Annotated in this window: 19 protein-coding genes and 1 pseudogene; 14 read left to right on the plus strand and 6 right to left on the minus strand. The window is 58.3% G+C overall.

The genetic code is table 11. The features are described from left to right. The 3 genes and pseudogenes from PMI31_RS27380 to PMI31_RS31135 all read left to right on the plus strand — a co-directional run. On the plus strand, window positions 1-1,332 hold the full coding sequence (locus PMI31_RS27380) for an O-antigen polymerase (protein ID WP_008022995.1): 1,332 nt from the start codon (window positions 1-3) through the stop codon (window positions 1,330-1,332). Window positions 1,333-1,342: 10 nt separating this feature from the next. Continuing rightward, complete coding sequence (locus tag PMI31_RS30435; protein WP_008022996.1) at window positions 1,343-2,158, plus strand: glycosyltransferase family 2 protein; 816 nt, start codon at window positions 1,343-1,345, stop codon at window positions 2,156-2,158. 1 nt (window position 2,159) lies between these two features. Then, window positions 2,160-2,298 (plus strand): annotated as a pseudogene (locus tag PMI31_RS31135) (polysaccharide biosynthesis protein); the annotation flags it as partial. Window positions 2,299-2,566: 268 nt separating this feature from the next. Here PMI31_RS31135 and PMI31_RS27395 read toward each other — a convergent pair. Further along, window positions 2,567-3,007 (minus strand): universal stress protein, encoded by a 441-nt coding sequence (locus PMI31_RS27395; protein WP_008022997.1) that lies wholly within the window; start codon window positions 3,005-3,007, stop codon window positions 2,567-2,569. Window positions 3,008-3,111: 104 nt separating this feature from the next. Between PMI31_RS27395 and PMI31_RS27400 the strand changes: the two genes are divergently transcribed. The 7 genes from PMI31_RS27400 to PMI31_RS27430 all read left to right on the plus strand — a co-directional run bounded on the left by PMI31_RS27400 (window position 3,112) and on the right by PMI31_RS27430 (window position 11,698). Continuing rightward, window positions 3,112-3,549, plus strand: a complete 438-nt coding sequence (locus PMI31_RS27400; RefSeq protein WP_008022999.1) for a hypothetical protein — start codon at window positions 3,112-3,114, stop codon at window positions 3,547-3,549. Between the two features lie 617 nt (window positions 3,550-4,166). Next, window positions 4,167-6,314, plus strand: coding sequence for a fatty acid oxidation complex subunit alpha FadB (fadB, locus tag PMI31_RS27405; protein WP_008023001.1), 2,148 nt, complete (start codon window positions 4,167-4,169; stop codon window positions 6,312-6,314). Window positions 6,315-6,343: 29 nt separating this feature from the next. Continuing rightward, window positions 6,344-7,519, plus strand: coding sequence for an acetyl-CoA C-acyltransferase FadA (fadA, locus tag PMI31_RS27410; protein WP_008023006.1), 1,176 nt, complete (start codon window positions 6,344-6,346; stop codon window positions 7,517-7,519). A gap of 98 nt (window positions 7,520-7,617) precedes the next feature. Then, a complete protein-coding gene (locus tag PMI31_RS27415; RefSeq protein WP_007986363.1) occupies window positions 7,618-7,854 on the plus strand; it encodes a DUF1653 domain-containing protein in 237 nt (78 codons plus the stop codon). 114 nt (window positions 7,855-7,968) lie between these two features. Next, window positions 7,969-10,596, plus strand: coding sequence for a type I DNA topoisomerase (gene topA, locus PMI31_RS27420; RefSeq protein ID WP_008023008.1), 2,628 nt, complete (start codon window positions 7,969-7,971; stop codon window positions 10,594-10,596). Between the two features lie 249 nt (window positions 10,597-10,845). Next, on the plus strand, window positions 10,846-11,370 hold the full coding sequence (locus PMI31_RS27425; RefSeq protein WP_008023010.1) for a DUF6586 family protein: 525 nt from the start codon (window positions 10,846-10,848) through the stop codon (window positions 11,368-11,370). Between the two features lie 94 nt (window positions 11,371-11,464). Further along, on the plus strand, window positions 11,465-11,698 hold the full coding sequence (locus tag PMI31_RS27430; protein WP_008023011.1) for a hypothetical protein: 234 nt from the start codon (window positions 11,465-11,467) through the stop codon (window positions 11,696-11,698). Window positions 11,699-11,791: 93 nt separating this feature from the next. On the opposite strand, the gene sulA is transcribed toward PMI31_RS27430, so the two are convergent. Both sulA and lexA read right to left on the minus strand, forming a co-directional pair. Next, window positions 11,792-12,268 carry an SOS-induced cell division inhibitor SulA gene (gene sulA / locus PMI31_RS27435; protein WP_008023013.1) on the minus strand — a complete coding sequence of 159 codons (477 nt, stop codon included), beginning with the start codon at window positions 12,266-12,268 and terminating at the stop codon, window positions 11,792-11,794. A gap of 10 nt (window positions 12,269-12,278) precedes the next feature. Next, the gene (gene lexA / locus PMI31_RS27440) at window positions 12,279-12,887 is read right to left on the minus strand and encodes a transcriptional repressor LexA (protein WP_007974043.1); all 609 of its coding nucleotides are present in this window, start codon (window positions 12,885-12,887) and stop codon (window positions 12,279-12,281) included. Between the two features lie 229 nt (window positions 12,888-13,116). On the opposite strand from lexA, the gene PMI31_RS27445 reads away from it, so the two are divergent. The 3 genes from PMI31_RS27445 to PMI31_RS27455 all read left to right on the plus strand — a co-directional run bounded on the left by PMI31_RS27445 (window position 13,117) and on the right by PMI31_RS27455 (window position 15,743). Then, a complete protein-coding gene (locus PMI31_RS27445) occupies window positions 13,117-13,824 on the plus strand; it encodes a TetR/AcrR family transcriptional regulator (RefSeq protein ID WP_008023015.1) in 708 nt (235 codons plus the stop codon). Window positions 13,825-13,982: 158 nt separating this feature from the next. Continuing rightward, window positions 13,983-14,993 carry a beta-N-acetylhexosaminidase gene (gene nagZ / locus PMI31_RS27450; protein WP_008023017.1) on the plus strand — a complete coding sequence of 337 codons (1,011 nt, stop codon included), beginning with the start codon at window positions 13,983-13,985 and terminating at the stop codon, window positions 14,991-14,993. Window positions 14,994-15,005: 12 nt separating this feature from the next. Further along, window positions 15,006-15,743 (plus strand): S-methyl-5'-thioinosine phosphorylase, encoded by a 738-nt coding sequence (locus PMI31_RS27455; protein ID WP_008023020.1) that lies wholly within the window; start codon window positions 15,006-15,008, stop codon window positions 15,741-15,743. 139 nt (window positions 15,744-15,882) lie between these two features. Here the strand turns inward: PMI31_RS27455 and PMI31_RS27460 are convergent, their stop codons facing one another. The 3 genes from PMI31_RS27460 to mfd are packed head-to-tail and all read right to left on the minus strand — an operon-like array spanning window position 15,883 to window position 22,625. After that, window positions 15,883-18,576, minus strand: a complete 2,694-nt coding sequence (locus tag PMI31_RS27460) for a DEAD/DEAH box helicase (RefSeq protein ID WP_008023022.1) — start codon at window positions 18,574-18,576, stop codon at window positions 15,883-15,885. A 10-nt stretch (window positions 18,577-18,586) separates the two neighbouring features. Beyond that, a complete protein-coding gene (locus PMI31_RS27465; protein WP_008023024.1) occupies window positions 18,587-19,165 on the minus strand; it encodes a CsiV family protein in 579 nt (192 codons plus the stop codon). 10 nt (window positions 19,166-19,175) lie between these two features. Beyond that, window positions 19,176-22,625 (minus strand): transcription-repair coupling factor, encoded by a 3,450-nt coding sequence (gene mfd, locus PMI31_RS27470; protein WP_008023026.1) that lies wholly within the window; start codon window positions 22,623-22,625, stop codon window positions 19,176-19,178. Between the two features lie 363 nt (window positions 22,626-22,988). Here mfd and PMI31_RS27475 point away from each other — a divergent pair, with 363 nt between their 5' ends. Beyond that, on the plus strand, window positions 22,989-24,452 hold the full coding sequence (locus PMI31_RS27475) for a glyceraldehyde-3-phosphate dehydrogenase (RefSeq protein WP_008023028.1): 1,464 nt from the start codon (window positions 22,989-22,991) through the stop codon (window positions 24,450-24,452). Window positions 24,453-24,525: the final 73 nt, after the last annotated feature.

Below are 24,525 nucleotides of genomic sequence, written 5' to 3' on the forward strand. Positions count from 1 at the left end.
ATGGATGTGATTATACCCGGGCTTGTTGGGCTTTTTTCGTTACTGTGCCTAGGAGCCATTTTTTTTGCTGCGTGGCGTAAGACAGGGATTTGGTTTAACCCAGCATCGTTGTTGGCAATGGCGTGGGTCGTATATGTTGCTGTGCCGTTACTGGTTGGCTTTGGTGTTGGTTTTAATCCTGCTGCAGCATTATATATTGTGTTTTTTGTTTTTTGTTTTTCTTTGAGTGCCTTTGGCATGCGATGGAGTGTGGTGGTTGATCAGAATAAGTTTAAGGTTTTTTTGGGGGAGATATTCTCGCACAAGTCGCTTATTTATTTTTTTCTGTTGTTGTTAGTTCTTGCTGTGATGTTTCACCTTCTTGATCTTAACGCGCAGGGGTTCGCGGTGAGCTTAGATGCTCTTTCAAGTGGGGGAGAGTATGCTAGTCGGCGTTATGCGGGTGAGCTTAACGAAAATATTTTTCAAAAGCTGGCGTTGCTTGCAAGTTTTCAAGTTGTGGTTTTTGGTGGTCTTGTGTTTGGAGGGGCCTCTCGGAAAAGTCGTAAAATTATTGTTTTGCTTCTTGCTTTTATTCCCTCGGTGCTTGTTATGTTGTTGCAAAGCGCTAAGGGGCTTCTGTTCTTGTCCGCTGCCTTATTTATTGGTGCTTGGCTAGTTACTAGAATTTTTGCAAATGATTTTCGGCTACCTCAAGTACCGCTTGTACCTGTATTGCTGGGAGTGTTGGTGTTATTTGGGTTGGTTGTCGCATCGTTCGTTGCTCGATTTGGATCCGATGTGGATATATTGCGGTATTATCTGGCTTCATATTCGTCGGGGCATTTCTTTGCTTTTTCGGACTGGTTTTCTGATAGGTACTTTGGGGGGGCGCTGTTTCGAGGCTATGACCAGTCGGAGTTGCAAGTAGGGTTCTATACGTTTATGGGCTTTTTTCGTGCGCTTGGGGATGCGCGTCCTGTGCCAATGGGTGTTTATGATGAGTTTTTTGTAATTGACGGTGTGCTGGCTACTAATATATATACGGCTTTTCGTGGTTTGATTGTTGATTTTGGGCTTTTTGGTTCCCTCTTGTTTGCAGTCCTGGCTGGGCTTGTAGCTAACCTGTCGTTCTATTTTTTGTTGTGTAAGAGATTCGCTGTTACTGCCATTGTGACTTTCATATATATGGTTGGTGTGATCTACCAGAGTTATGTTGTAAGTTCTTTCACTTGGATTTCGGTTCCAGTTTCAGCGGCTATTAGTGTCGTGTTGATTTTGCTCTTTAGGATGTCTATGCGGCATTCTATTGTATTGAGAAAATCTCGAGATTCAGATGTGACTAATTTATGAGGTGCTGCTTGTGACTCCTAGGTTCGCGTTTGTTGGTGTGGTATATAATAACTATCAAGATACGTTTGATTTTTGTCAGTCATTGGCGGAAATCGTGTCTGGTGGTTCTCGCCTTGTCTGTGTTCTTGTTGATAACTCGGATCGGTTGGAGGCCCAGGAAAGAATTGACTCGCTGGTGGTTGAATTTCCATTTGTAAAAATATTGCGGCCTGAGCGCAATCTTGGGTATTTTGGTGCGTTCAACTGTTTTTTCGAGAGTGAATTCTTTGAGCGTGAAGATATAGTTGTATTGTGCAATAACGATCTGGTGTTTGCGCGCGAATTTTGTGAAAAATTCTTGTGTGCTCGCTACCCTGATGATGTTTTTGTGGTGTGTCCGGATGTGATAACGGTTGATGGTGTTCATCAGAATCCCCATGTGTTAACGCCGTTGGGAAGAATTGCGAGATTAAGATTGGATTTGTATTTTGCGCATTATTATCTGGCGTGCGTTCTAAAGTGGGTCCAGCGAGGCCTGCATCGCTTGGGTGGGGGCAAGAAAAGAGTTGAGTCATCCCCTCCTGGTTATCTTCATCTGGGCATAGGCGCTTGTTATATTTTGCTTCCCGCATTTCTGCGTAGGTTTTCGCGCTTGGATTTCCCGCACTTCCTCTATGGTGAGGAAGCCTACTTGACTCGGCAGGTTCATTCCGCTGACGGAAAGCTTTATTATGATCCGAGCTTGAAGGTTCTCCATAAGGAGAGCGCAACCCTATCAAAACTACCGTCGCGTGTAACTTACGAATTTGGACGGGAAGGGTATTGGCATTGTAGGGGTTTTTACTGAGATGAGTTTTGCAAATAAGCGTCTATTGATTACAGGTGGCGCTGGCTCCTTTGGTAATGCCGTGCTTAAACGTTTTCTTGATACGGATATTGCTGAATATTCGTATCTTCAGCCGTGACGAAAAGAAGCAGGATGACATGCCGGACAACCCACACCGACATGGCTATCACCGTGGCTTTAGGGGCAAAACAGCATTTTCAACCACTAATGCAGACATAGCCAATAAAAGAGCCCGGCTTCACACACGTGAAAGCCGGGCTTTTCATAAGGAATGCAATCCCACTGTAGGAGCGAGCTTGCTCCGGGCGGCGTTCCGACGATGGTCGTCAACGATGACACGGGGAACCTGATACCCCGTGGCGCTCTCAGGTTCATCGCGAGCAGGCTCGCTCCTACAGGGGCGTGTTGTCAGCTTTTGTTTTGCAGGCGCACCGCAAGCACATCGCAAGGCGCGCCATGCAGCACGTCATTGGCGGTGGAGCCCAGCAGCAGCGCCAGGCCGTGGCGGCCATGACTGCCTACGACGATCAGGTCGCACTCCTGTTCCTTGGCCATATGATGGATTTCCTGGCGTGGTTGGCCATAGGTCAGGTGGCTGTACTCTTTTGAGAGTTCAGGATACTTGTTGATCAACCGGTCGAGGCGCTCCTTGGCCTGATCGAATTGCTGCTGTTGCAGTTGTGACAGGTCCATCGGCACGTCGCCGCCGAAGGCCATCGCCATCGGCTCGACAATGTGCACCAGCGACAATTTCGCACCGTTGCTCACCGACAGCTCGCGAGCGCGGTGGATCACAGGGTCGCACTCTTCGGTCAGATCTACAGCGACCAGAATATGGTTGTAGGGCATGAGGTGCTCCTCCTGAGGATTGCAATATTGGTAAGTATGGCTGGTTTCGAGCGCATTGGTTCCAAAGTGACACAATGGGCTCATTCAAATTCGGGAGTACAGATATGACGGTCTGGATAGTGGTGTCAATCCTGCTGGTGGTACTCAGCCCGCTGGCATGGTTGCGCCCCTCACGTGCCCAGAGTGGGCGTATCGGTCTGCGGATGGAGGCCCGGCGCATCGGCCTGGCCATGCAACTGGCGCCGCAGGAATGGCCGCACTGGCTGAGCCAGGAGCCGCCAAGCCCGTGCGCCCAGTACCATCGTCCGCGCCGCGGCAATCAGCCGGCGTGCTGGAGCTATTGGCAAAAATCACCGGGTCTGTGGGTGAATCAGTGGCAGGAAGCCTGTGAGGACAGGGCGCTGCTCGATCATTTCGAAAAATTGCCGGCCAACGTCTACAAAGTCGAGGCGGACAAGCAAATGATCACGTTGTACTGGGGCGAGAAGGGTGAGGCGACTGTTTTGCAACAAATCGATGCGACGCTCAAAGCCCTCGCCTGAAACCCGACCCCCTGTGTAGGAGCGAGCTCGCTCGCGATGGTCGTCAACGATGACGTGGGAAACCTGACACCCCGTGGTGCTCTCAGGTTCATCGCGAGCAAGCTCGCTCCTACAGGTGTTTTTCGCAGGCAATAAAAAGCCCGACATTCATCATCGGGCTGGAGTTGGCCAGGCAGGCCGGTAAAAACGGTGTGGGCTGATCTTACGCTGGGCATTCGCCAAAGCGTTCAACTTTTTCCCTTGGTTCCGCCAGCGTAGCTCGTTAAATACGGGCTGCAGCGAATTAGGGCGACTTTTCTAATGATTGATCTTATGAATGTCTCCACATGCAGCCGCGTGTTGCAGGCCTTCGTCTTGCAGAAATGACCGCAAAGTCGCTTTTCAACCCGCATTCTGGGCGATTGACAATTGGCGGAAATTCCGTGAAGGTGGCGTACCCAAATCAAACGGGCGTATGAATTGAGCGTTTGTTTTCAGATCGCTCCTACAGAATCCCGACTATCGCGTTGGCGGGTGTGCCGGGTGGATAGGCGTAGCATTGACGATTGACGTCCCTGCCAGCCATTCGCCTGCGTCCGACGTGTACTGTTCAGCTTCCATATCGTGGAGATCAGTTGATGATTTACGAAGGTAAAGCCATCACGGTTAAGGCTCTTGAAAGTGGCATCGTCGAACTGAAGTTCGACCTCAAGGGTGAGTCCGTCAACAAGTTCAACCGTCTAACCCTGAACGAACTGCGTCAGGCCGTAGACACCATCAAGGCAGATGCTTCGATCAAGGGTGTGATCGTCAGCAGTGGCAAGGACGTGTTCATCGTCGGAGCCGACATCACCGAATTTGTCGACAACTTCAAGCTGCCGGATGCAGAACTTGTTGCTGGCAACCTCGAAGCCAACAGGATTTTCAGCGATTTCGAAGACCTCAACGTCCCGACCGTCGCCGCGATCAACGGCATCGCGCTGGGTGGTGGTCTGGAAATGTGCCTGGCGGCGGACTACCGCGTCATGTCCACCAAGGCCAAGATCGGTCTGCCGGAAGTCAAGCTGGGCATCTACCCGGGCTTCGGCGGTACTGTGCGTTTGCCGCGCCTGATCGGTGCCGACAACGCCATCGAGTGGATTGCCGCCGGCAAGGAAAATCGTCCTGAGGACGCGCTGAAAGTTGGCGCTGTCGACGCAGTGGTTGCTCCAGAGCAGCTGCAGGACGCCGCGCTGGAACTGATCAAGCGCGCCATCTCCGGCGAGTTCGACTACAAGGCCAAGCGCCAGCCGAAGCTGGAAAAGCTCAAGCTGAACGCGATCGAACAAATGATGGCTTTCGAAACCGCCAAAGGTTTCGTGGCCGGCCAGGCGGGCCCGAACTATCCGGCGCCGGTCGAAGCGATCAAGACCATCCAGAAAGCCGCGAACTTCGGTCGTGACAAGGCGCTGGAAGTCGAGGCCGCCGGTTTCGTCAAGCTGGCCAAGACCTCTGCCGCGCAGAGCTTGATCGGTCTGTTCCTGAACGATCAGGAGCTGAAGAAAAAGGCCAAGGCCTACGACGAAATCGCCAAGGACGTGAAGCAGGCTGCCGTACTGGGCGCCGGCATCATGGGTGGCGGTATCGCCTATCAGTCGGCGTCCAAAGGTACGCCGATCCTGATGAAGGACATCAACGAGCACGGTATCGAGCAGGGTCTGGCCGAAGCCGCCAAACTGCTGGTAGGTCGCGTTGATAAAGGCCGCATGACCGCCGCGAAAATGGCTGAAGTGCTCAACGGCATTCGTCCGACCCTGTCCTACGGTGATTTCGGTCACGTAGACCTGGTGGTTGAAGCGGTCGTCGAGAACCCGAAAGTCAAGCAAGCCGTTCTGGCCGAAGTCGAAGACCAGGTCAAAGAGGACACTATCCTCGCCTCGAACACCTCGACCATTTCCATCACCTTGCTGGCCAAAGCCCTCAAGCGTCCGGAAAACTTCGTCGGCATGCACTTCTTCAACCCGGTGCACATGATGCCGCTGGTGGAAGTGATTCGTGGCGAGAAGTCCAGTGAGCTGGCCGTTGCGACGACCGTTGCCTACGCCAAGAAAATGGGCAAGAACCCGATTGTCGTCAATGACTGCCCGGGCTTCCTGGTCAACCGCGTGCTGTTCCCGTACTTCGGCGGTTTCGCCAAGCTGGTCAGCGCCGGTGTGGACTTCGTCCGTATCGACAAGATCATGGAAAAGTTCGGCTGGCCAATGGGCCCGGCCTACCTGATGGACGTGGTCGGCATCGACACCGGCCACCACGGTCGTGACGTGATGGCCGAGGGCTTCCCGGACCGCATGAAGGATGACCGTCGCTCGGCCGTTGACGTGCTCTACGAAGCCAAGCGCCTGGGCCAGAAGAACGGCAAGGGCTTCTACGCCTACGAGACCGACAAGAAGGGCAAGCAAAAGAAAGTGGCCGATCCGTCGGTGCTGGAAGTGCTCAAGCCGATCGTTTACGAGCAACGCGAAGTCACTGATGAAGACATCATCAACTGGATGATGATCCCGCTGTGCCTGGAAACCGTGCGTTGCCTGGAAGACGGCATCGTCGAAACCGCTGCCGAAGCCGACATGGGCCTGGTCTACGGTATTGGTTTCCCTCCATTCCGTGGCGGTGCGCTGCGCTACATCGACTCGATCGGTGTGGCAGAGTTCGTTGCCCTGGCTGACCAGTACGCTGATTTGGGCGCGCTGTACCACCCGACCGCGAAGCTGCGTGAAATGGCCAAGAACGGCCAGAGCTTCTTCGGTTAAGCGCCCCCAACTAGAGTGAGAGTGAACTTATGAGCTTGAATCCTAGAGACGTCGTGATTGTCGACTTCGGTCGTACTCCGATGGGCCGCTCCAAGGGCGGCATGCACCGCAACACCCGCGCCGAAGACATGTCGGCGCACCTGATCAGCAAATTGCTGGAACGTAACGTCAAGGTCGACCCGAACGAAGTCGAAGACGTGATCTGGGGCTGTGTGAACCAGACCCTGGAGCAGGGCTGGAACATCGCGCGCATGGCGTCGCTGATGACCCAGATCCCGCACACGTCGGCCGGCCAGACCGTCAGCCGCCTGTGCGGCTCGTCGATGAGCGCTCTGCACACGGCTGCGCAAGCGATCATGACCGGCAACGGTGACGTTTTCGTGGTTGGCGGCGTCGAGCATATGGGTCACGTGAGCATGATGCACGGTGTCGATCCGAACCCGCACATGTCGCTGTACGCGGCAAAAGCCTCGGGCATGATGGGCCTGACCGCGGAAATGCTGGGCAAGATGCACGGCATCACTCGCGAGCAACAGGACGCTTTCGGCGTGCGCTCCCACCAACTCGCCCACAAGGCGACCGTGGAAGGCAAGTTCAAAGACGAAATCATCCCGATGCAGGGCTACGACGAGAACGGTTTCCTGAAAACCTTCGACTACGACGAAACCATTCGTCCGGAAACCACCCTGGAAAGCCTGGCGGCTCTGAAGCCGGCGTTCAATCCGAAGGGTGGTACCGTGACTGCCGGTACTTCGTCGCAGATCACCGATGGTGCTTCGTGCATGATCGTGATGTCGGCGCAGCGCGCACAGGACCTGGGTATCCAGCCTCTGGCGGTGATTCGCTCGATGGCAGTGGCGGGTGTGGATCCGGCAATCATGGGCTATGGTCCAGTACCGGCCACACAAAAAGCATTGAAGCGCGCGGGTCTGGGTATCTCCGACATCGACTTCTTCGAGCTCAACGAAGCTTTCGCCGCACAGGCCCTGCCAGTGCTGAAAGATCTGAAAGTGCTCGACAAGATGAACGAGAAGGTTAACCTGCACGGTGGCGCCATCGCCCTGGGCCACCCGTTTGGTTGCTCCGGTGCGCGTATCTCCGGCACTTTGCTCAATGTGATGAAGCAGAATGGCGGCACCTTCGGGGTGGCCACCATGTGCATTGGTCTCGGCCAAGGCATCTCCACCGTCTTCGAACGCGTTTAAGCGTCTCGTTGATGGAAGCCGGGGCCAAGTGCCCCGGTTTTTGTTTTTCCGGGTTTATTTTGTTTTTTATTTGAAAAAATTTGAGTGAGGGCCAAAGCATGCCGATACAACCTGGGCTCTACCAACATTACAAAGGTCCGCAGTACCGCGTATTCAGTGTTGCGCGGCATTCGGAAACCGAAGAAGAAGTGGTCTTCTACCAAGCCCTGTATGGCGATTACGGCTTTTGGGTGCGTCCCTTGAGCATGTTCCTGGAGTCCGTCGAAGTTGACGGTGAACAGGTGCCACGCTTTGCTTTGGTGCAGGCCGAAGAAAGCCTTTTTACCAAGCCATAAGCTGAGTTCGCGCAAAACCCTGCGCTTGACCTCACCTTGTTGCCACTATATATAGCGGTGCCGCGTCAGGCGCCAATCGCCTTTCACTTCTCGAATTCAGGAATTTTCCGATCCATGGGCAAATCGCTGGTCATTGTGGAATCCCCGGCTAAGGCCAAGACCATCAACAAGTATTTGGGCAACGAATACGTGGTGAAGTCGAGTATCGGCCATATCCGAGACCTGCCCACCAGCGGTTCGGCTAGCGCCAGCAAAGAGCCAGCCGCCAAGCGCGGCAAGGCTGCTGCGGGTGAAGCGCCGGCACTGTCGCCGAAAGAAAAGGCGCGCAAGCAGCTGGTCGCGCGCATGGGTGTCGATCCGGATCATGGCTGGAAGGCCAAGTACGAGATCCTCCCGGGCAAGGAAAAAGTCATCGAAGAGCTGCGCCGGCTCGCCAAGGATGCTGACACCATCTATCTCGCAACCGACTTGGACCGCGAGGGGGAAGCCATTGCCTGGCACCTGCGCGAAGCCATCGGTGGTGACGACAGCCGCTACAAGCGCGTGGTGTTCAACGAAATCACCAAGAAGGCGATTCAGGAAGCTTTCTCCCAGCCGGGCGAGCTGGATATCGACCGTGTCAACGCCCAGCAGGCGCGTCGCTTCCTCGACCGTGTCGTGGGTTACATGGTTTCGCCCCTGCTGTGGGCCAAGATCGCTCGTGGTCTGTCCGCCGGTCGCGTGCAGTCGGTTGCCGTGAAGCTGGTGGTTGAGCGTGAGCGTGAAATCCGCGCGTTCATCCCGGAAGAGTACTGGGAAGTTCACGCTGACCTGGGCACCGCCAAGGGCGCGACCGTGCGTTTCGACGTGGCCCGCGAGAAAGGCGAAGCCTTCAAGCCGCTGAATGAAGCCCAGGCCATGGCGGCGCTGGAGAAGCTCAAGGCTTCCAGCTACAGCATCGTCAAGCGCGAAGACAAACCGACCAGCAGCAAGCCGTCGGCACCGTTCATCACCTCCACCCTGCAGCAGGCCGCGAGCAACCGCCTGGGTTTTGGTGTGAAGAAAACCATGATGATGGCCCAGCGTTTGTACGAAGCCGGCTACATCACCTACATGCGTACCGACTCCACCAACCTCTCGGTTGATGCCGTGGCGATGGCGCGTACCTATATTGAAGGCGAATTCGGCAAGAAGTACCTGCCGGAAACCCCGAACGTCTACAGCAGCAAAGAAGGCGCACAAGAGGCTCACGAAGCGATTCGTCCGTCCGACGCCAATACCGAGCCAAGCAAGCTGTCGGGCATGGAGCGTGACGCTGAGCGCCTTTACGAGCTGATCTGGCGCCAGTTCCTCGCTTGCCAGATGCTGCCGGCGCAGTACCTGTCGACCACCGTCACTGTCGGTGCTGGCGACTTCGAGCTGCGCGCCAAGGGCCGCATCCTGAAGTTTGACGGTTACACCCGTGTCATGCCGCAAATCGCCAAGCCGGGCGACGACGACGTATTGCCGGACATGGCCCAGGGCGACGCGATGAAGCTGATCAAGCTTGATCCATCCCAGCATTTCACCAAACCGCCGGCGCGTTACTCGGAAGCCAGCCTGGTGAAGGAAATGGAAAAACGCGGTATCGGTCGTCCTTCGACCTACGCGGCGATCATTTCGACCATCCAGGACCGCGGCTACGTGGCGCTGCACAACCGTCGCTTCTACTCGGAAAAGATGGGCGACATCGTCACCGAGCGTCTGGCAGAGAGCTTCTCCAATCTGATGGACTACGGTTTCACCGCGGGCATGGAAGAGCATCTCGATGACGTGGCCCAGGGCGAACGTGACTGGAAAAACGTGCTCGACGAGTTCTACGGCGACTTCAAGAAGAAACTCGAAGTGGCCGAAAGCCCGGAAAGCGGCATGCGTGCCAACCAGCCGGTGATGACTGACATCCCGTGCACTACCTGCGGTCGCCCAATGCAGATCCGTACTGCGTCGACCGGTGTGTTCCTCGGTTGCTCGGGCTACAGCCTGCCACCGAAAGAACGCTGCAAGGCCACCGTCAACCTGGTGCCGGGCGATGAAATTGCCGCAGACGACGAGGGTGAATCGGAGTCGCTGGTATTGCGTGGCAAGCATCGCTGCCCGATCTGCAGCACGGCGATGGATGCCTACCTGCTCGATGAGAAGCGCAAGTTGCACATCTGCGGTAACAACCCGGATTGCGATGGCTACGAAATCGAAGAGGGCACTTACCGCATCAAGGGCTATGAAGGTCCGAGCCTGGAATGCGACAAGTGTGGCAGCGAAATGCAACTCAAGACGGGCCGTTTCGGCAAGTTCTTCGGTTGCACCAACGCCACCTGCAAGAACACCCGCAAACTGCTGAAGAGCGGTGATGCGGCGCCGCCGAAGATGGATCCGGTGAAGATGCCTGAGCTGAAGTGCGAAAAGGTCAACGACACCTACATTCTGCGCGACGGTGCATCCGGCCTGTTCCTGGCGGCCAGCCAGTTCCCGAAAAACCGCGAGACGCGTGCTCCGCTGGTGATGGAAATCATCCCGCACAAGGATGAAATCGATCCGAAGTATCACTTCCTCTGCGAAGCGCCGAAGAAAGACCCGGATGGCCTCCCGGCTGTGATTCGTTACAGTCGCAAGACCAAGGAGCAGTACGTGCAGACCGAGGTCGACGGTAAGCCGACTGGCTGGAAAGCGTTCTACGACGGTGGTAAGTGGGCGGTCGAGGATAAGCGTCCGGCAGCCAAGGCTTAACGCCGCCAAACCCCCTGTAGGAGCGAGCTTGCTCGCGATGGACCTGAGAGCAACGCGGGCATCCAGTAGGCCCGCGTCATCGTTGACGAACATCGCGAGCGAGCTCGCTCCTACAGTCAGTGCGCAAGGCCGCATGGAAACCCTCGGGTTTTCATGCGGCCTTTTTGTTTTGGGCTTGCGGTCGGATCGGCTGATCCACGACACTGTCATACCTGCGTGAAGCAATTATTCGTTGTGGAGGCTGCCGTCATGGCCCACGAACTCTATACCCGCACCAATCAGAAGATTTACTTCGCCGGCTTGTCGCTGGAAGCACTGGCCCGTACTGAAGAAAGTCGGGCGATGAATTCGCTGGCGCTGATCCAGGCCGGACGCGAATCCGCGCTGTTTCACCTGTACGGCGCGCTGTTGGGCCTGTGTCATGAAATCGCCGGTTTCTATCGCTTGCCTCAGGCCAATGCGTCCCGTGCAGAGTTGTTGCTGACTCGCGAGGTGCTGGAATCCATCGCCATTCCGGAAATGGCCGAGATGGTCGAGCTGGCCAATAACCCGGAAACCTGGCTGGCCAGACTGTTGGCCGCCCACGCTGCGCTGTTTCAGCCGCCACGTGCGCCGCACAAGCCGAAAGGGGACGTGACTCAGCCACTGATTCAGGCTGTCAATCTGGATGAAGAGGACGCGCCGGAGGAGCTGAGTCGGGAGGAGCTGGAGAGCTGGCGTCAGAACCTGAAAGCGTTGGCGATCCGGTTTCGTGAAGGGTTGAATGAGTGCTGATACTCGCAGTCGGGTGATGACATCTGGTCAAGATCCCAAGCGAAGCCCGAGCGATGCCTATATAATCCCCGCCTTTCGTGGAGAACAGTCCTTTATGCCAACGTCCTTTCTAGAAATTGTCGAGTTACCAGACGGCCGAATCGAGCTGCGCAGGGCCGAGGACGAGGGTTCTCTGGTTACTTTGGATTTCTCTGAGGACGCCAAAGCGTTCCTGCAAGGGCAACACGTGGAAGTCGCCAAGGCGATGTTGAGCGTCGGTGTGCAGATGGCAGGTCGCTTGGTTGAAGGCGAATTCGACAAGGAAGAGGGGACGCGGGTTCTGCATTGATCCCCGTCTGTCGTTTTTCTTGATATCGCTACTCATCGGCTTCTCTGTCCCTGGAGAAGCCTCGCGCGGCGAAGCCCGCGTCTTGCCTGTCAGTTAACCCAGTCGAATATTCAGGCTCTGAGCGTCCCCGGTGCGGGCGGCGCTGATCAACTGTTGCCGCGATTGGGGGTTCAGTGGGTTGATCCAGCTGACCACCGTGTGGCTACGACCCAGGCGCAGTGCCTCGCAGGTCAGTTGCTGGACGCTCTGGCTACCCCGCGGTTGCAGCAACAGGATGCGTTCGCGGTTGAGGCCGGCATCTCGCAGCCAGGCTTGAGTCAGGCTGGCGGGCGGCGCGATCAATGTCAGCCAACGTGCATCCTGGTCCTGACTCAATTCCCTGAGGATGGGGGCCAGAAGGCTCAGGCAGTTCCCGGCTGCACCACGCAGTGACAGCTCGCTGAAAACGTCAGGTTCGGCGTTCCAGGGGGACTCGACTACGTCTTTCAGAATCGGCGCCAATGGCTGTGCCATGAACGCTTCGAACAACGACAGTTGGGCTTGCTGTGGTGATGTCTGTGGGAACTGCATGGTGCCTCCTTTAGCGGCGAATGACGCCGACACTCAAGCCTTCGATCACCAGTTCCTGGTCTTGAAGGTTCACTTCGATAGGGGCGAACTCGGGGTTCTCGGCGATCAGCCAGACTTTGCTGCCGTCACGCTTGAAGCGCTTGACGGTCACTTCGTCGCCGATTCGCGCAACCACGATCTGGCCGTTGCGGGCTTCGCGGGTGGTGTGGACCGCCAGCAGGTCGCCGTCGAAAATGCCGACATCCTTCATGCTCATCCCGTGGACGCGCAGCAGGTAGTCGGCGCGCGGATGGAAGAAGGCAGGATTGATGTTGCAGGACTCTTCAATGTGTTGCTGCGCAAGAATCGGGGCACCGGCTGCGACCCGGCCAATGATCGGCAGGGTGGAGTCGTCGGCCTTGGCTTCGAAGCCAGGGATGCGAATGCCACGGGAGGCGCCAGGCGTCATCTCGATGGCACCCTTGCGGGCCAGCGCCTTGAGGTGTTCTTCCGCCGCATTGGGTGACTTGAAACCCAGTTCCTGAGCGATTTCCGCGCGGGTGGGTGGATATCCGTTGTCTTCCAGGCAGCGTTTGATGAAAGCCAGAATCTCTGCTTGTCGTGGCGTCAGCTTTAGCATATTGATCGCTCTGTTTTTTTATACAGTGACTGGGATTATATACAGTAAGGCGGTCTTGGCAATGCTCCATTTTTCAGTCGCCGCCGGACGGTCAATCAGTCAGTGGATTGAAGCTTTGTCGTTGTGTGGTTAAATGTCTGACCGACCATTCCCAAAACGAACTGCCAGACTTGACAAGGCACAGGCTGAAACGTATGTTTCAAACAAGTGTTTGTCAGGCGGAGTAGCCATGGCCCAGTCGGAAACCGTTGAACGCATTCTTGATGCCGCCGAGCAGTTGTTCGCGGAAAAAGGTTTCGCTGAAACCTCGTTGCGTCTGATCACCAGTAAGGCAGGTGTCAACCTGGCGGCGGTGAACTATCACTTCGGTTCGAAGAAGGCGTTGATCCAGGCGGTTTTCTCGCGGTTCCTCGGGCCGTTCTGCATTAGTCTCGATAAAGAGCTGGAGCGGCGTCAGGCCAAGCCTGACATCAGGCCGACACTCGAAGAGTTGCTGGAAATCCTCGTCGAGCAGGCGCTGGTGGTGCAGCCGCGCAGCGGCAACGACCTGTCTATCTTCATGCGTTTGCTGGGGCTGGCGTTCAGTCAGAGCCAGGGGCACCTGCGTCGTTATCTGGAAGACATGTACGGCAAGGTGTTCCGCCGCTACATGATGCTGGTCAACGAAGCGGCGCCGCGCATTCCCCCCATCGAACTGTTCTGGCGCGTGCACTTCATGCTGGGTGCTGCAGCGTTCAGCATGTCCGGTATCAAGGCCTTGCGGGCGATTGCCGAAACCGACTTCGGCGTGAACACCTCGATCGAGCAGGTCATGCGTCTGATGGTGCCATTTCTGGCCGCCGGCATGCGCGCCGAATCCGGTGTGACGGATGCGGCCATGGCCACAGCCCAGTTGCGTCCACGCAGTAAATCGACACCGGTTGCCGCCAAGGTTTAACCGTACACGGGTGGGCGCGGCAGCTGACATCCGCTAAGCTAGCCGCCCATGCCGACTCTCGTTCTGAACCCGTTTTCCATCGATACCGCCGACCTGCCGGGCACTGCCCCTGGCGGCGAATTCGTGTGGGACGGGTTTTCTGTTATCAAGGAAAAACTATGACTGCTGGCTTGCAAGGCTCGTTGATGGTGGACGTCGCCGGTACCTGGCTGACGGCCGAAGATCGCCAATTGTTGCGCCAGCCCGAAGTGGGTGGCTTGATCATCTTTGCCCGTAACATCGAGCATCCGCGTCAAGTGCGCGAGCTGAGTGCAGCCATCCGCGCCATTCGTCCCGATCTGCTGTTGGCGGTGGATCAAGAGGGCGGCCGCGTGCAGCGCCTGCGCCAGGGTTTCGTGCGTCTGCCCGCCATGCGCGCCATTGCCGACAACCCGAACGCCGAATACCTGGCCGAGCAGTGCGGCTGGATCATGGCGACCGAAGTGTTGGCCGTTGGCCTGGACCTGAGTTTCGCCCCGGTGCTCGACCTCGATTACCAACGCAGCGCGGTGGTGGGTACCCGTTCGTTCGAGGGTGACCCGGAGCGCGCCGCCCGGTTGGCCGGTGCATTCATCCGCGGGATGAACAGCGCCGGCATGGCGGCCACCGGCAAGCACTTCCCCGGCCACGGCTGGGCCGAAGCGGATTCCCACGTCGCGATCCCGAATGATGAGCGCAGTCTCGATGAGATCCGTGCCAACGATCTGGTGCCGTTTGCCAAATTGAGCAAGCAACTGGCCGCGGTCATGCCGGCCCATGTGATTTATCCACAGGTCGACGCCCAGCCGGCCGGTTTTTCCCGTCGCTGGTTGCAGGAAATCCTGCGTGGCGAGTTGCAATTCGACGGGGTGATTTTCAGTGATGACTTGTCCATGGCGGGGGCTCACGTGGCCGGCGATGCCGCCAGTCGAATCGAGGCAGCGCTGACTGCCGGTTGCGATATGGGCCTGGTGTGCAACGACCGTGCGGCAGCCGAGCTCGCCCTGAGCGCTGCCCAAAGGTTGAAGGTCAAGCCATCCGAGCGTATTGCGCGGATGCGCGGCCAGTCGTTCGCCAGCACCGAATACCGTCAGGACCCGCGCTGGCTGACCGCTGTTGGCGCGCTCAAAGAAGCTCAATTGATTGATTAAGGACTGTTCGTTATGACGGTTTACGCGATTATCGGTGGCACTGGCCTGACTCAGCTCGAAGGCCTGAGCATTCGTCAGTCACTGACAGTGGACACGCCTTACGGCGCACCTTCGGCCGACGTTCAGATCGGCGAATATGCCGGCAAGGAAGTGCTGTTCCTTGCACGTCACGGTCATCCCCATCGTTTTCCGCCGCATCAGGTCAACTACCGGGCCAACCTCTGGGCGCTGAAGCAGGCCGGGGCGCAGGCGATTCTCGCGGTCAATGCCGTGGGTGGCATTCATTGCGCCATGGGCACAGGGCATTTCTGCGTGCCGCATCAGTTGATCGACTACACCAGCGGTCGTGAGCACACTTACTTTGCCGATGATCTGGAGCACGTCACCCATATCGACTTCAGCTACCCCTACAGCGAACCGTTGCGCCAGCAACTGATCGCGGCATTGGCAGCGGAAGGCGTGGGCTACAGCAGTCATGGCGTGTATGCGTGCACTCAAGGGCCGCGCCTGGAGACAGTGGCTGAAATCGCCCGGCTGGAGCGCGATGGCTGCGACATCGTCGGTATGACGGGGATGCCCGAAGCTGCCCTGGCCCGCGAACTGGAACTGGATTACGCCTGCCTGGCGCTGGTGGTGAACCCGGCGGCGGGCAAGTCGACGGCGGTGATCACCATGGCCGAGATCGAGCAGGCCTTGCATGATGGCATGGGCAAGGTGAAATCGACGTTGGCGCGGGTGCTCAGGGGCTGAGTTCGCTGGGTACCGAGTTGCGTCTTTCGCTGGCAAGCCAGCTCCTACAGGATTGGTGTCGTTCGCAGAGATTGTGTTCGACGCGCTCACTGTAGGAGCTGGCTTGCCAGCGAAGAGGCCGGTTCATGCGCCGCAAATCTCAGCGTTTTTCGAGGTTTTTCGGCAGCGGCGCAAACAGCGCCTCGATATCATCGCTCTGCAGTTTCCAGTCCCCGGCCTTGCGCCCATCCAGCACGCCGGCCGCGAGGTCGGATTTTTCCTTTTGCAGGTGCTGAATCTTTTCTTCCACCGTGCCGCGGGCAATCATTTTGTAAACGAACACCGGCTTCTCCTGGCCGATGCGATACGCTCGGTCGGTCGCCTGGTTTTCCGTCGCCGGGTTCCACCACGGGTCGTAATGAATCACCGTGTCCGCTTCGGTCAGGTTCAGGCCTACGCCACCGGCCTTCAAACTGATCAGAAATATCTGACGCTTGCCGCTCTGGAATTCCTTCACGGGTGTGCGGCGGTCACGGGTCTGGCCGGTCAGCAGGGCGTAGGCCACACCACGTTTGTTCAGTTCGTCTTCGATCAGCGACAGCATTGAAGTGAACTGGGAGAACAGCAGGATCCGCCGACCTTCCTCGAACAATTCTTCGAGCATTTCCATCAGGCTGTCGAGCTTGCCTGACGTGCTGCCACGGCTTGGCAGGGTCGCTTCGTTCACCAGGCGCAAATCGCAGCACACCTGACGCAGCTTGAGCAGCGCTTCCAGGATGATGATCTGGCTGCGGGCCACGCCTTTGCGGGTGATCTCGTCGCGGACTTTCTTGTCCATGGCCAGGCGCATGGTTTCGTAGACATCGCGTTGGGCTTCGTTGAGCTCGACCCAGTGGATGATCTCGGTTTTCGGCGGCAACTCGGTGGCCACCTGTTCCTTGGTGCGGCGCAGCAGGAACGGCTTGATCCGGCCGTTGAGGTGCTGAAGCCTGGCCTCGCTGGTGCGTTTTTCAATCGGCACGCGGTAATCGCGGTTGAAGCTTTTGACGTCGCCCAGCCAGCCGGGCAATAGGAAGTGAAACAGCGACCACAGTTCACCGAGATGGTTTTCCAGCGGTGTACCGCTCAGGCACAGGCGCTGCCGCGCATTGAGCTCGCGGGCAGCCTGGGCGGCCTTGCTGCCAGGGTTCTTGATGTATTGCGCTTCATCCAGCACCAGTATGTGCAAGGGCTGCGCCGCGAGGCGTTCGACATCCTTGGGCAGCAGCGCATAGGTGGTCAGGATCAGATCGTAATCGGCCAGCTTGTCGAAGTGCTTCTTGCGGCTGGCACCGTACAGCGCCAGTATTTTGAGCTGCGGCGTAAAGTGCGCCGCTTCGTCGAGCCAGTTGGGGATCAGGCTAGTTGGCATCACGACCATGCACGGCCGATCGAGGCGCCCGGCGTTTTTCTCGCTCAGAACGTGCGCCAGTGTCTGCAGGGTTTTGCCCAGGCCCATGTCGTCCGCGAGAATTCCGCCCACTTCCAGCTGTCGCAGTGATTGCATCCAGCTCAAGCCTTCGAGCTGATACGGGCGTAGCGTTGCATTCAGACCGTCCGGGGCGGTGGCCGTATGGTCCTTGATGTCGCGCAGACGCTGGGCAAAGGTGCGGATCTGTTCTCCCCCCTCCCAGAGCAGCGGCATGTCTTCCAGCGGGTTCAGGCGCGTGGCATCGGCCTTGCTCAGGCGCAGCGTGGTTTCGCCGGGTTCCTGCAGGTAGAACTCGCCAAGGGTTGCCAGCACTGGCTTCAAGCGGCCGAAGGGCAGGGCGACTTGCAGTGGGCCGTGTTCGGAGTTCGGGCGATTGGGGATATTGACCAGGATCAGCTCGTCGTCGCGGCGTCGGGCAAGGCGTTCCGGGTTGAGGATTTCGGTGTGGGAGCGCATCAGGTTGAGCAGGATCGGCAACAGGCTCAGGCGTTCGCCATTGACGATGATCCCCAGTTCCAGGTCGAACCAGTCGCGCTCCGGTACCTGTTCGACTGTGGCGTACCAGTCGTCTACCGCCGTCAGGTCGAAACCGAAGTCCTCGTCGATCTGCAATTCCCAGCCTTGGGTGCGCAACTTCGGCAGTTCATTGAGGGTAAAGGTCAGCCAGGCGCTGTCATTGACCATCTCGAACAGCTCGCCGGCACTTTCCGGCAAGGCCTTGCTTTGCCGGGTGGCCACTTTGAAGCCGAGGATTCGCAGCTGTTCCCGGTAGGACTGCTCCACTTCCGGGTGGCGTTTTATCCGCAGGGTCTGGGTTTCCTGACGAATCAGGATGTCGGCGTTTTTCTGACCGCAAACGTATTCGTCCAGGTAACTGAAAGACAGCGCCGCACGATGCTGAATGTAACGCTGCATTCGCCCGTTGCGCGGTTCGAACGCGCTGAACTCGATGCTGGCCAGCCACAGGCGCGGAACGGGTTGCACATTGTCCACCAACACTTGTGGCGGGGCTTTCGGGCTGCGGTTTTCCAGGACGGCCTGGAGTTTTTCCAGGAGTTCGGCGTCTTTGGCGGCGGCGGGGTAGTCGAGGGTTTCTTGCACTTGCAGGAGCACCGCTGCGCAATGTTTGCAGTTGTTGTGGACCGGGCAGGAGCATGTGGCGTCGACCATCAGCAGAGTGCCCTTGGCTGACTCGCGCAGGCGAATGGTCTGACGGTAAACGTTACCGCCAGAGCCTTCGCAGGCGGCGATGATAGTGGCGTCGCCTGCTTCAACGATCCTGACACGATTCTCCAGCGCGTAGCGGCGGCCACGCTCCAGGCTCTGTTCCTTGAATCGGCTGACCCAGGACGGTGCCAGGGGTTTGCTCAGGGTCGCTGACATAAGGACTCGATCAGTCCGGAATTTCTTCGGGGACTGGCCGAGGGGCTGGAGCGGTCAGCGAGGTGATCTTGATCAGCAGGCCCAGGTGGCCGTTGTCGAGGAAGTTCAGCTGGCCGTTCTTGGTGTGGCTTTCCTGTTTCAAGCGCTCGCTGGCGGTCACCATGCCATTGGCATCGATCTGATTGACCCAGAAGTCGGCGTCGACGTCGGTAAAGCGCCCCAGCTTCATGTTCAGCGTGCCCTCGATCGGGAACTGACCATATTGTTCCTTGCCGTCGCTGATCGCCACTTTGCTGCCAGCTTCGCCGAGGGTCTGTTGCCAGGCCTTGTGCAGCAACACTGTGTAGTCAGCGCTGCTGGTGAGTTTTTCGACCTCGCCGTTCAGGCTTGGCGTGCGCAGGCTGTCGGGGCTGACGGGTTGGGCGCCAGCCGCCCAGTCTTCCGGTGCGGCACGGCTGACAATCGCCGGCACAGCGTTTTGACGGACCAGAATCATTTCGACCTGATACAGGTCATCGGCAAATGCCGTAGGTGCGACCAGTGCCGGCATCAACAGGGTCAGCAAGGTCAGTGAGCGAAACAGGCGCATGCGGCGTCCTTCAAGCAGTTGTCGGAACGAGGCGCTCGAAGAGTGCCTCTACAGTATTAAAGCGCTCTTCCGGGCGCTCCATCGGAACCATGAACTTGAACATCGTGGCGCCTTCGAATTTGTAGCGTTTTGGCTGGCTCTGGATCAGCTTGATCAGGGTCAGCGGGTCGACCGGCGTCTGTGCGGCGAACTCGACGCGACCGCCCTGGGGACCGCCATCGACTTTCTTGATGCCCAGCTGCTCGGCCTGCAACTTCAACGCCGTGATGCGGATCAGGTTCTTGGTCGGTTCCGGCAACAGGCCGAAACGATCGATCATCTCCACCTGCAAATCCTTGAGGCCGTCTTCATCGGTGGCCGAGGCAATGCGCTTGTACAGAATCAGGCGGGCGTGGACATCCGGCAGGTAGTCTTCCGGAATCAGCGCCGGTACCCGCAAGTTGACTTCCGGGCCACCGCCTAGCGGTTGATCGAGGTTCGGTTGCTCGCCCTTGCGGATCGACTTCACTGCGCGCTCGAGCATTTCCATGTACAGCGTGAAACCGACAGCCTGGATCTGCCCGCTCTGTCCGTCACCGAGCAGTTCACCGGCGCCACGGATTTCCAGGTCGTTGGTGGCGAGGACGAAGCCCGCGCCGAGGTCCTGGGTGTTGGCAATCGCTTCCAGGCGCTTTTCCGCGTCCGGGGTGATTTGCTGGCGCGGTGGCGTCAGCAGGTAGGCGTACGCCTGGTGGTGGCTGCGTCCGACCCGGCCGCGCAACTGGTGCAACTGTGCCAGGCCGAACTTGTCGGCGCGTTCGATGATAATGGTGTTGGCGCTCGGTACGTCGATGCCGGTCTCGATGATGGTCGAGGCGATCAGCACGTTGAAGCGCTTGTGATAGAAGTCGCTCATCACCTGTTCGAGTTCGCGTTCGCGCATCTGCCCGTGACCGATGCCGATTCGTGCTTCCGGTACCAGTTCGGCGAGGTCGGCGGCGCATTTCTCGATGGTCTTCACGTCGTTGTGCAGGTAATAGACCTGACCGCCACGCAGCAGCTCACGCAGCAGGGCCTCCTTGACCGTGCTCTTGTTCTGCTCCATGACGAAAGTGCGTACCGACAGGCGACGGGCCGGCGGTGTGGCGATGATCGACAGGTCGCGCATGCCCGACACCGCCATGTTCAGCGTGCGCGGAATCGGCGTGGCGGTGAGGGTCAGGATGTCGACTTCACTGCGCAGCGCCTTGAGCTGTTCTTTCTGGCGCACGCCGAAACGGTGTTCCTCGTCGATGATCACAAGGCCCAGGTTTTTGATTTTGACGTCGTCCTGCAGCAGCTTGTGCGTGCCGATGACGATGTCGATCTTGCCTTCGGCCAGGTCCGCGACGGCCGCGTTCACTTCCTTGGCCGACTTGAAGCGGCTCATCACTTCCACGGTCACCGGCCAGTCGGCGAAGCGGTCGCGGAAGCTGTTGTAGTGCTGCTGGGCGAGCAGGGTGGTCGGTACCAGGATCGCCACCTGACGACCGCCGTGCACCGCGATGAACGCGGCGCGCATCGCCACTTCGGTCTTGCCGAAGCCGACGTCGCCGCACACCAGGCGATCCATGGGCTTGGGCGCGAGCATGTCGTCGCGCACCGCTTCGATGGTGGTTTGCTGGTCCGGGGTTTCTTCGAACGGGAAGCCGGCGCTGAAGGTGGCGTAGTCGGCTTTCGGATCGGCGAAGGCGTAGCCTTCACGGGCTGCGCGACGTGCATAGATGTCGAGCAACTCGGCGGCCACGTCGCGCACCTGTTCGGCGGCCTTGCGCTTGGCTTTCTGCCAGGTCTCGGAGCCGAGGCGGTGCAGCGGGGCCAGGGCGTCGTCGCTGCCGGTGTAGCGGGCGATCAGGTGCAGGTTGGCCACCGGCACATACAGCTTGGCGCCTTCGGCGTATTCCAGAGCGAGGAATTCAGCGGTCTGGTTGTCGATTTCCAGGGTCGCCAGGCCCAGATAGCGGCCGACACCGTGGTCGATATGCACCACCGGCGCACCTTCGCGCAGCTCGGTGAGGTTCTTGATGACCGCATCGTTGTTGGCATCGGCACGCTTTTCGCGACGGCGACGTTGCATCACGCGCTGGCCGAACAACGGGCTTTCGGCAACCAGGGCCAGGGCCGGGTCGTCGAGCTGCAGGCCTTCATCGAGTGGCGCGATGGTAATCGCCAGGCGCTCCTTGCCGGCGACAAAGTCCGGCCAGCTGTCGACGGTTTTCGGGCGCAGCTTCAGGCGTTCCAGCAGTTCCAGCAGCACTTCGCGGCGGCCTGCGGATTCGGCGGTAAACAGCACGCGTCCTGGGAATTCGTCGAGGAAACCAGCCAGTGCCGCCAATGGCTGGGTGGCCTTGGCTTCGATGGCCAGGTTCGGCAGTTCTCGAGCCGGGAAGCGCTCGCGGCCGCCACCGCTTTCAATGTCCTGCTGGCTGGCCACTACGCGCGGCCAGTTCTTCAGGCGCGCGAAGCAGTCTTCCACTGGAAGGAACAGCTCGGCTGGCGGTAATAAAGGACGGGATGGATCGACACGGCGCTCTTCATAGCGATTGCGCACATCGTTCCAGAAATTCTCGGCGGCCTGTTCGATGCCCGGCAGGGAAAACACTTGCGTGTCCTGTGGCAGGTAATCGAACAGCGTCGAGGTTTCTTCGAAGAACAAGGGCAGGTAGTACTCGATACCGGCCGGGGTGATCCCGCTGTTCAAGTCCTGGAAGATCGGGCAGCGACGGAAATCGACATCGAAGCGCTCGCGAAAACGCGCCTTGAAGCGGGTCACGGCTTCTTTCTCCAGCGGGAATTCCTTGGCCGGCAACAGTTTGACCGAGTCGACCTTGTCGATGGAGCGTTGATTCTCCGGGTCGAAGGTGCGCAGGGTTTCGATTTCATCGTCGAACAGGTCGATGCGGTATGGCAGCTTGCTGCCCATCGGGAACAGGTCGATCAACGAGCCGCGGACCGTGAACTCGCCATGCTCGTACACGGTATCGACATAGCGATAACCGGTGGCTTCAAGCCGGGTGCGCATTTGCTCGACGTCGAGCTTCTGGCCGACATCCAGCACCAAACTGCTGCCGAGCAGGAATTTGGTGGGCGCCAGGCGGTGCAGGGCCGTGGTGATCGGCACCACCAGCACGCCATGACTCAACTCCGGCAGTCGATAGAGCGCCGAGATACGTTGGGAAATGATGTCCTGGTGCGGTGAGAACAGGTCGTAGGGCAGGGTTTCCCAGTCAGGAAAGTGCAATACGGGCAAATCCGGGGCGAAGAAACCCAGCTCCTGTTCCAGCCGTTCGGCACTTTGGCTGTCGGCGGTCAGCAGCAGGGTAAAGCGCTTGGCAGCGCTGGCGGCCTCGGCAATGGCCAGGCTCAGGGCGGCACCGGGCAGGTTGCCCCAGTGCTGTTTACCTGCCGCGGCAGGGAGAAGCGGTAGACGCAGAACGGGCACGGAAGGTTGAGCTCCAAGCGTTGCGACAAAGTCGGTAATTGTAGCGGTCAACGATGCCGCCTGTCAGTTGCTGACTGTGTCTAAAGCACGGGTTTGGCGAAATGTAGTGGTAAAGACAAAATTCTGCGCTTTTTTACCTAGAATTAATGAATATGTAGTGGCAAAAACAACGAGTGTTACGGAGGGTTACGGATAAGGAGATTTTGGCTCCAAAAAATTGACTGTGCTGAAAGCCCCGGTTTTATTGGGCTTGAGCGAGGCGTAATTTTTTTGAACGACGATTTGTTACGTAAAGCACGACGGGCGCGCATTGCTACCGCTGTCACTCGGCGGCATAATGTAGCCCCTTTTTTCTGCCCCTACATGTGGAAGGTTCCCGTGACTCAGAAGCCCGACCAGTGTCTTGGTGAATGGATCGACCGTGAAGCACTCGCAGAAGCGATGATTCCGCTTATCGGTCAGCTCTACCGCAATAACAACGTGGTGAGCTCGATCTATGGCCGCAGCCTGATCAACCGCTCGGTGATTTCGATCCTCAAAGCACACCGCTTTGCCCGTCATCGCCAGACCGACGAAACCGAACTCTCCGTCCACGAAACATTCCCGCTGCTCAAAGCGATGAGCGAGCTCAAGCTCGGCGCCGCCTCGGTAGACCTGGGCAAGCTGGCGGGCAAATTCAAGGCCGAAGCCAATGGCCGTAGTGCCGAGCAGTTCGTCCGTGAAGAGCTGGCCGACGTGGTTGGCCAGCAGAACGCTTCCGCCCGCAAAGGCACCGACGTTGTCCTGTACGGCTTCGGTCGTATCGGCCGTCTGCTGGCACGCATCCTGATCGAGAAAACCGGTGGTGGCGACGGCCTGCGCCTGCGCGCCATCGTTGTCCGCAAGGGCGCCGAGAACGACCTGGTCAAGCGCGCCAGCCTGCTGCGTCGTGACTCGGTCCATGGTCCGTTCGATGGCACCATCACCATCGACGAAGCCAACAACACCATCACCGCCAACGGCAACCTGATCCAGGTTATCTACGCCAAGAGCCCGGCCGAAGTCGACTACACCCAGTACGGCATCGAAAATGCGCTGATCGTCGACAACACCGGTGTGTGGCGTGACGCCGACGGCCTGGGCCAGCACCTGGCCTGCCCGGGCGCTGCCCGCGTAATCCTCACCGCACCTGGCAAGGGCGCGCTGAAGAACATCGTTCACGGCATCAACCACGGCGACATCAGCCCTGACGACAAGATCATCTCGGCGGCTTCCTGCACCACCAACGCCATCGTGCCGGTGCTCAAGGCAGTCAACGACAAGTACGGCATCGTTAATGGCCACGTCGAAACCGTTCACTCGTTCACCAACGACCAGAACCTGATCGACAACTTCCACAAGGGCAGCCGTCGTGGCCGCGCCGCGCCGCTGAACATGGTCATCACCGAGACCGGTGCCGCCACCGCAGCCGCCAAGGCGCTGCCAGTGCTCAAGGGCAAGCTGACCGGCAACGCGATTCGCGTTCCTACGCCGAACGTGTCGATGGCCATCCTGAACCTGAACCTGGAAAAGGCCACCACCCGCGAAGAGATCAACGAGTACCTGCGCCAGATGGCCATGCACTCGGAACTGCACAAGCAGATCGACTACGTGAGCTCCCAGGAAGTGGTTTCCACCGACTTCGTTGGCTCGCGCCACGCAGGCGTAGTGGACGCTGAAGCGACCATCACCCAGGATAACCGCGTTGTTCTGTACGTTTGGTACGACAACGAGTTCGGTTACAGCTGCCAGGTGGTTCGCGTGATGGAAGACATGGCCGGTGTAAACCCGCCAGCATTCCCGCGCTAAGCCTTAGCTGCACATGAAAACGCCCCGGCCTTGGTCGGGGCGTTTTTGTTTGTACGTTTCCGTAGGAGCGAGC

It is taken from the genome of Pseudomonas sp. GM55 (assembly GCF_000282395.1).
In the GTDB taxonomy this organism is placed as follows: domain Bacteria; phylum Pseudomonadota; class Gammaproteobacteria; order Pseudomonadales; family Pseudomonadaceae; genus Aquipseudomonas; species Aquipseudomonas fluorescens_CC.

Excerpts from the sequence above, each read along its gene's own strand:
- PMI31_RS27380 (WP_008022995.1), top strand. The coding sequence starts at position 1 with ATGGATGTGATTATACCCGGGCTTGTTGGGCTTTTTTCGTTACTGTGC.
- PMI31_RS27395 (WP_008022997.1), bottom strand. The coding sequence starts at position 3,007 with ATGCCCTACAACCATATTCTGGTCGCTGTAGATCTGACCGAAGAGTGC.
- PMI31_RS27400 (WP_008022999.1), top strand. The coding sequence starts at position 3,112 with ATGACGGTCTGGATAGTGGTGTCAATCCTGCTGGTGGTACTCAGCCCG.
- fadB (WP_008023001.1), top strand. The coding sequence starts at position 4,167 with ATGATTTACGAAGGTAAAGCCATCACGGTTAAGGCTCTTGAAAGTGGC.
- fadA (WP_008023006.1), top strand. The coding sequence starts at position 6,344 with ATGAGCTTGAATCCTAGAGACGTCGTGATTGTCGACTTCGGTCGTACT.
- PMI31_RS27415 (WP_007986363.1), top strand. The coding sequence starts at position 7,618 with ATGCCGATACAACCTGGGCTCTACCAACATTACAAAGGTCCGCAGTAC.
- topA (WP_008023008.1), top strand. The coding sequence starts at position 7,969 with ATGGGCAAATCGCTGGTCATTGTGGAATCCCCGGCTAAGGCCAAGACC.
- PMI31_RS27425 (WP_008023010.1), top strand. The coding sequence starts at position 10,846 with ATGGCCCACGAACTCTATACCCGCACCAATCAGAAGATTTACTTCGCC.
- PMI31_RS27430 (WP_008023011.1), top strand. The coding sequence starts at position 11,465 with ATGCCAACGTCCTTTCTAGAAATTGTCGAGTTACCAGACGGCCGAATC.
- sulA (WP_008023013.1), bottom strand. The coding sequence starts at position 12,268 with ATGCAGTTCCCACAGACATCACCACAGCAAGCCCAACTGTCGTTGTTC.
- lexA (WP_007974043.1), bottom strand. The coding sequence starts at position 12,887 with ATGCTAAAGCTGACGCCACGACAAGCAGAGATTCTGGCTTTCATCAAA.
- PMI31_RS27445 (WP_008023015.1), top strand. The coding sequence starts at position 13,117 with ATGGCCCAGTCGGAAACCGTTGAACGCATTCTTGATGCCGCCGAGCAG.
- nagZ (WP_008023017.1), top strand. The coding sequence starts at position 13,983 with ATGACTGCTGGCTTGCAAGGCTCGTTGATGGTGGACGTCGCCGGTACC.
- PMI31_RS27455 (WP_008023020.1), top strand. The coding sequence starts at position 15,006 with ATGACGGTTTACGCGATTATCGGTGGCACTGGCCTGACTCAGCTCGAA.
- PMI31_RS27460 (WP_008023022.1), bottom strand. The coding sequence starts at position 18,576 with ATGTCAGCGACCCTGAGCAAACCCCTGGCACCGTCCTGGGTCAGCCGA.
- PMI31_RS27465 (WP_008023024.1), bottom strand. The coding sequence starts at position 19,165 with ATGCGCCTGTTTCGCTCACTGACCTTGCTGACCCTGTTGATGCCGGCA.
- PMI31_RS27475 (WP_008023028.1), top strand. The coding sequence starts at position 22,989 with ATGTGGAAGGTTCCCGTGACTCAGAAGCCCGACCAGTGTCTTGGTGAA.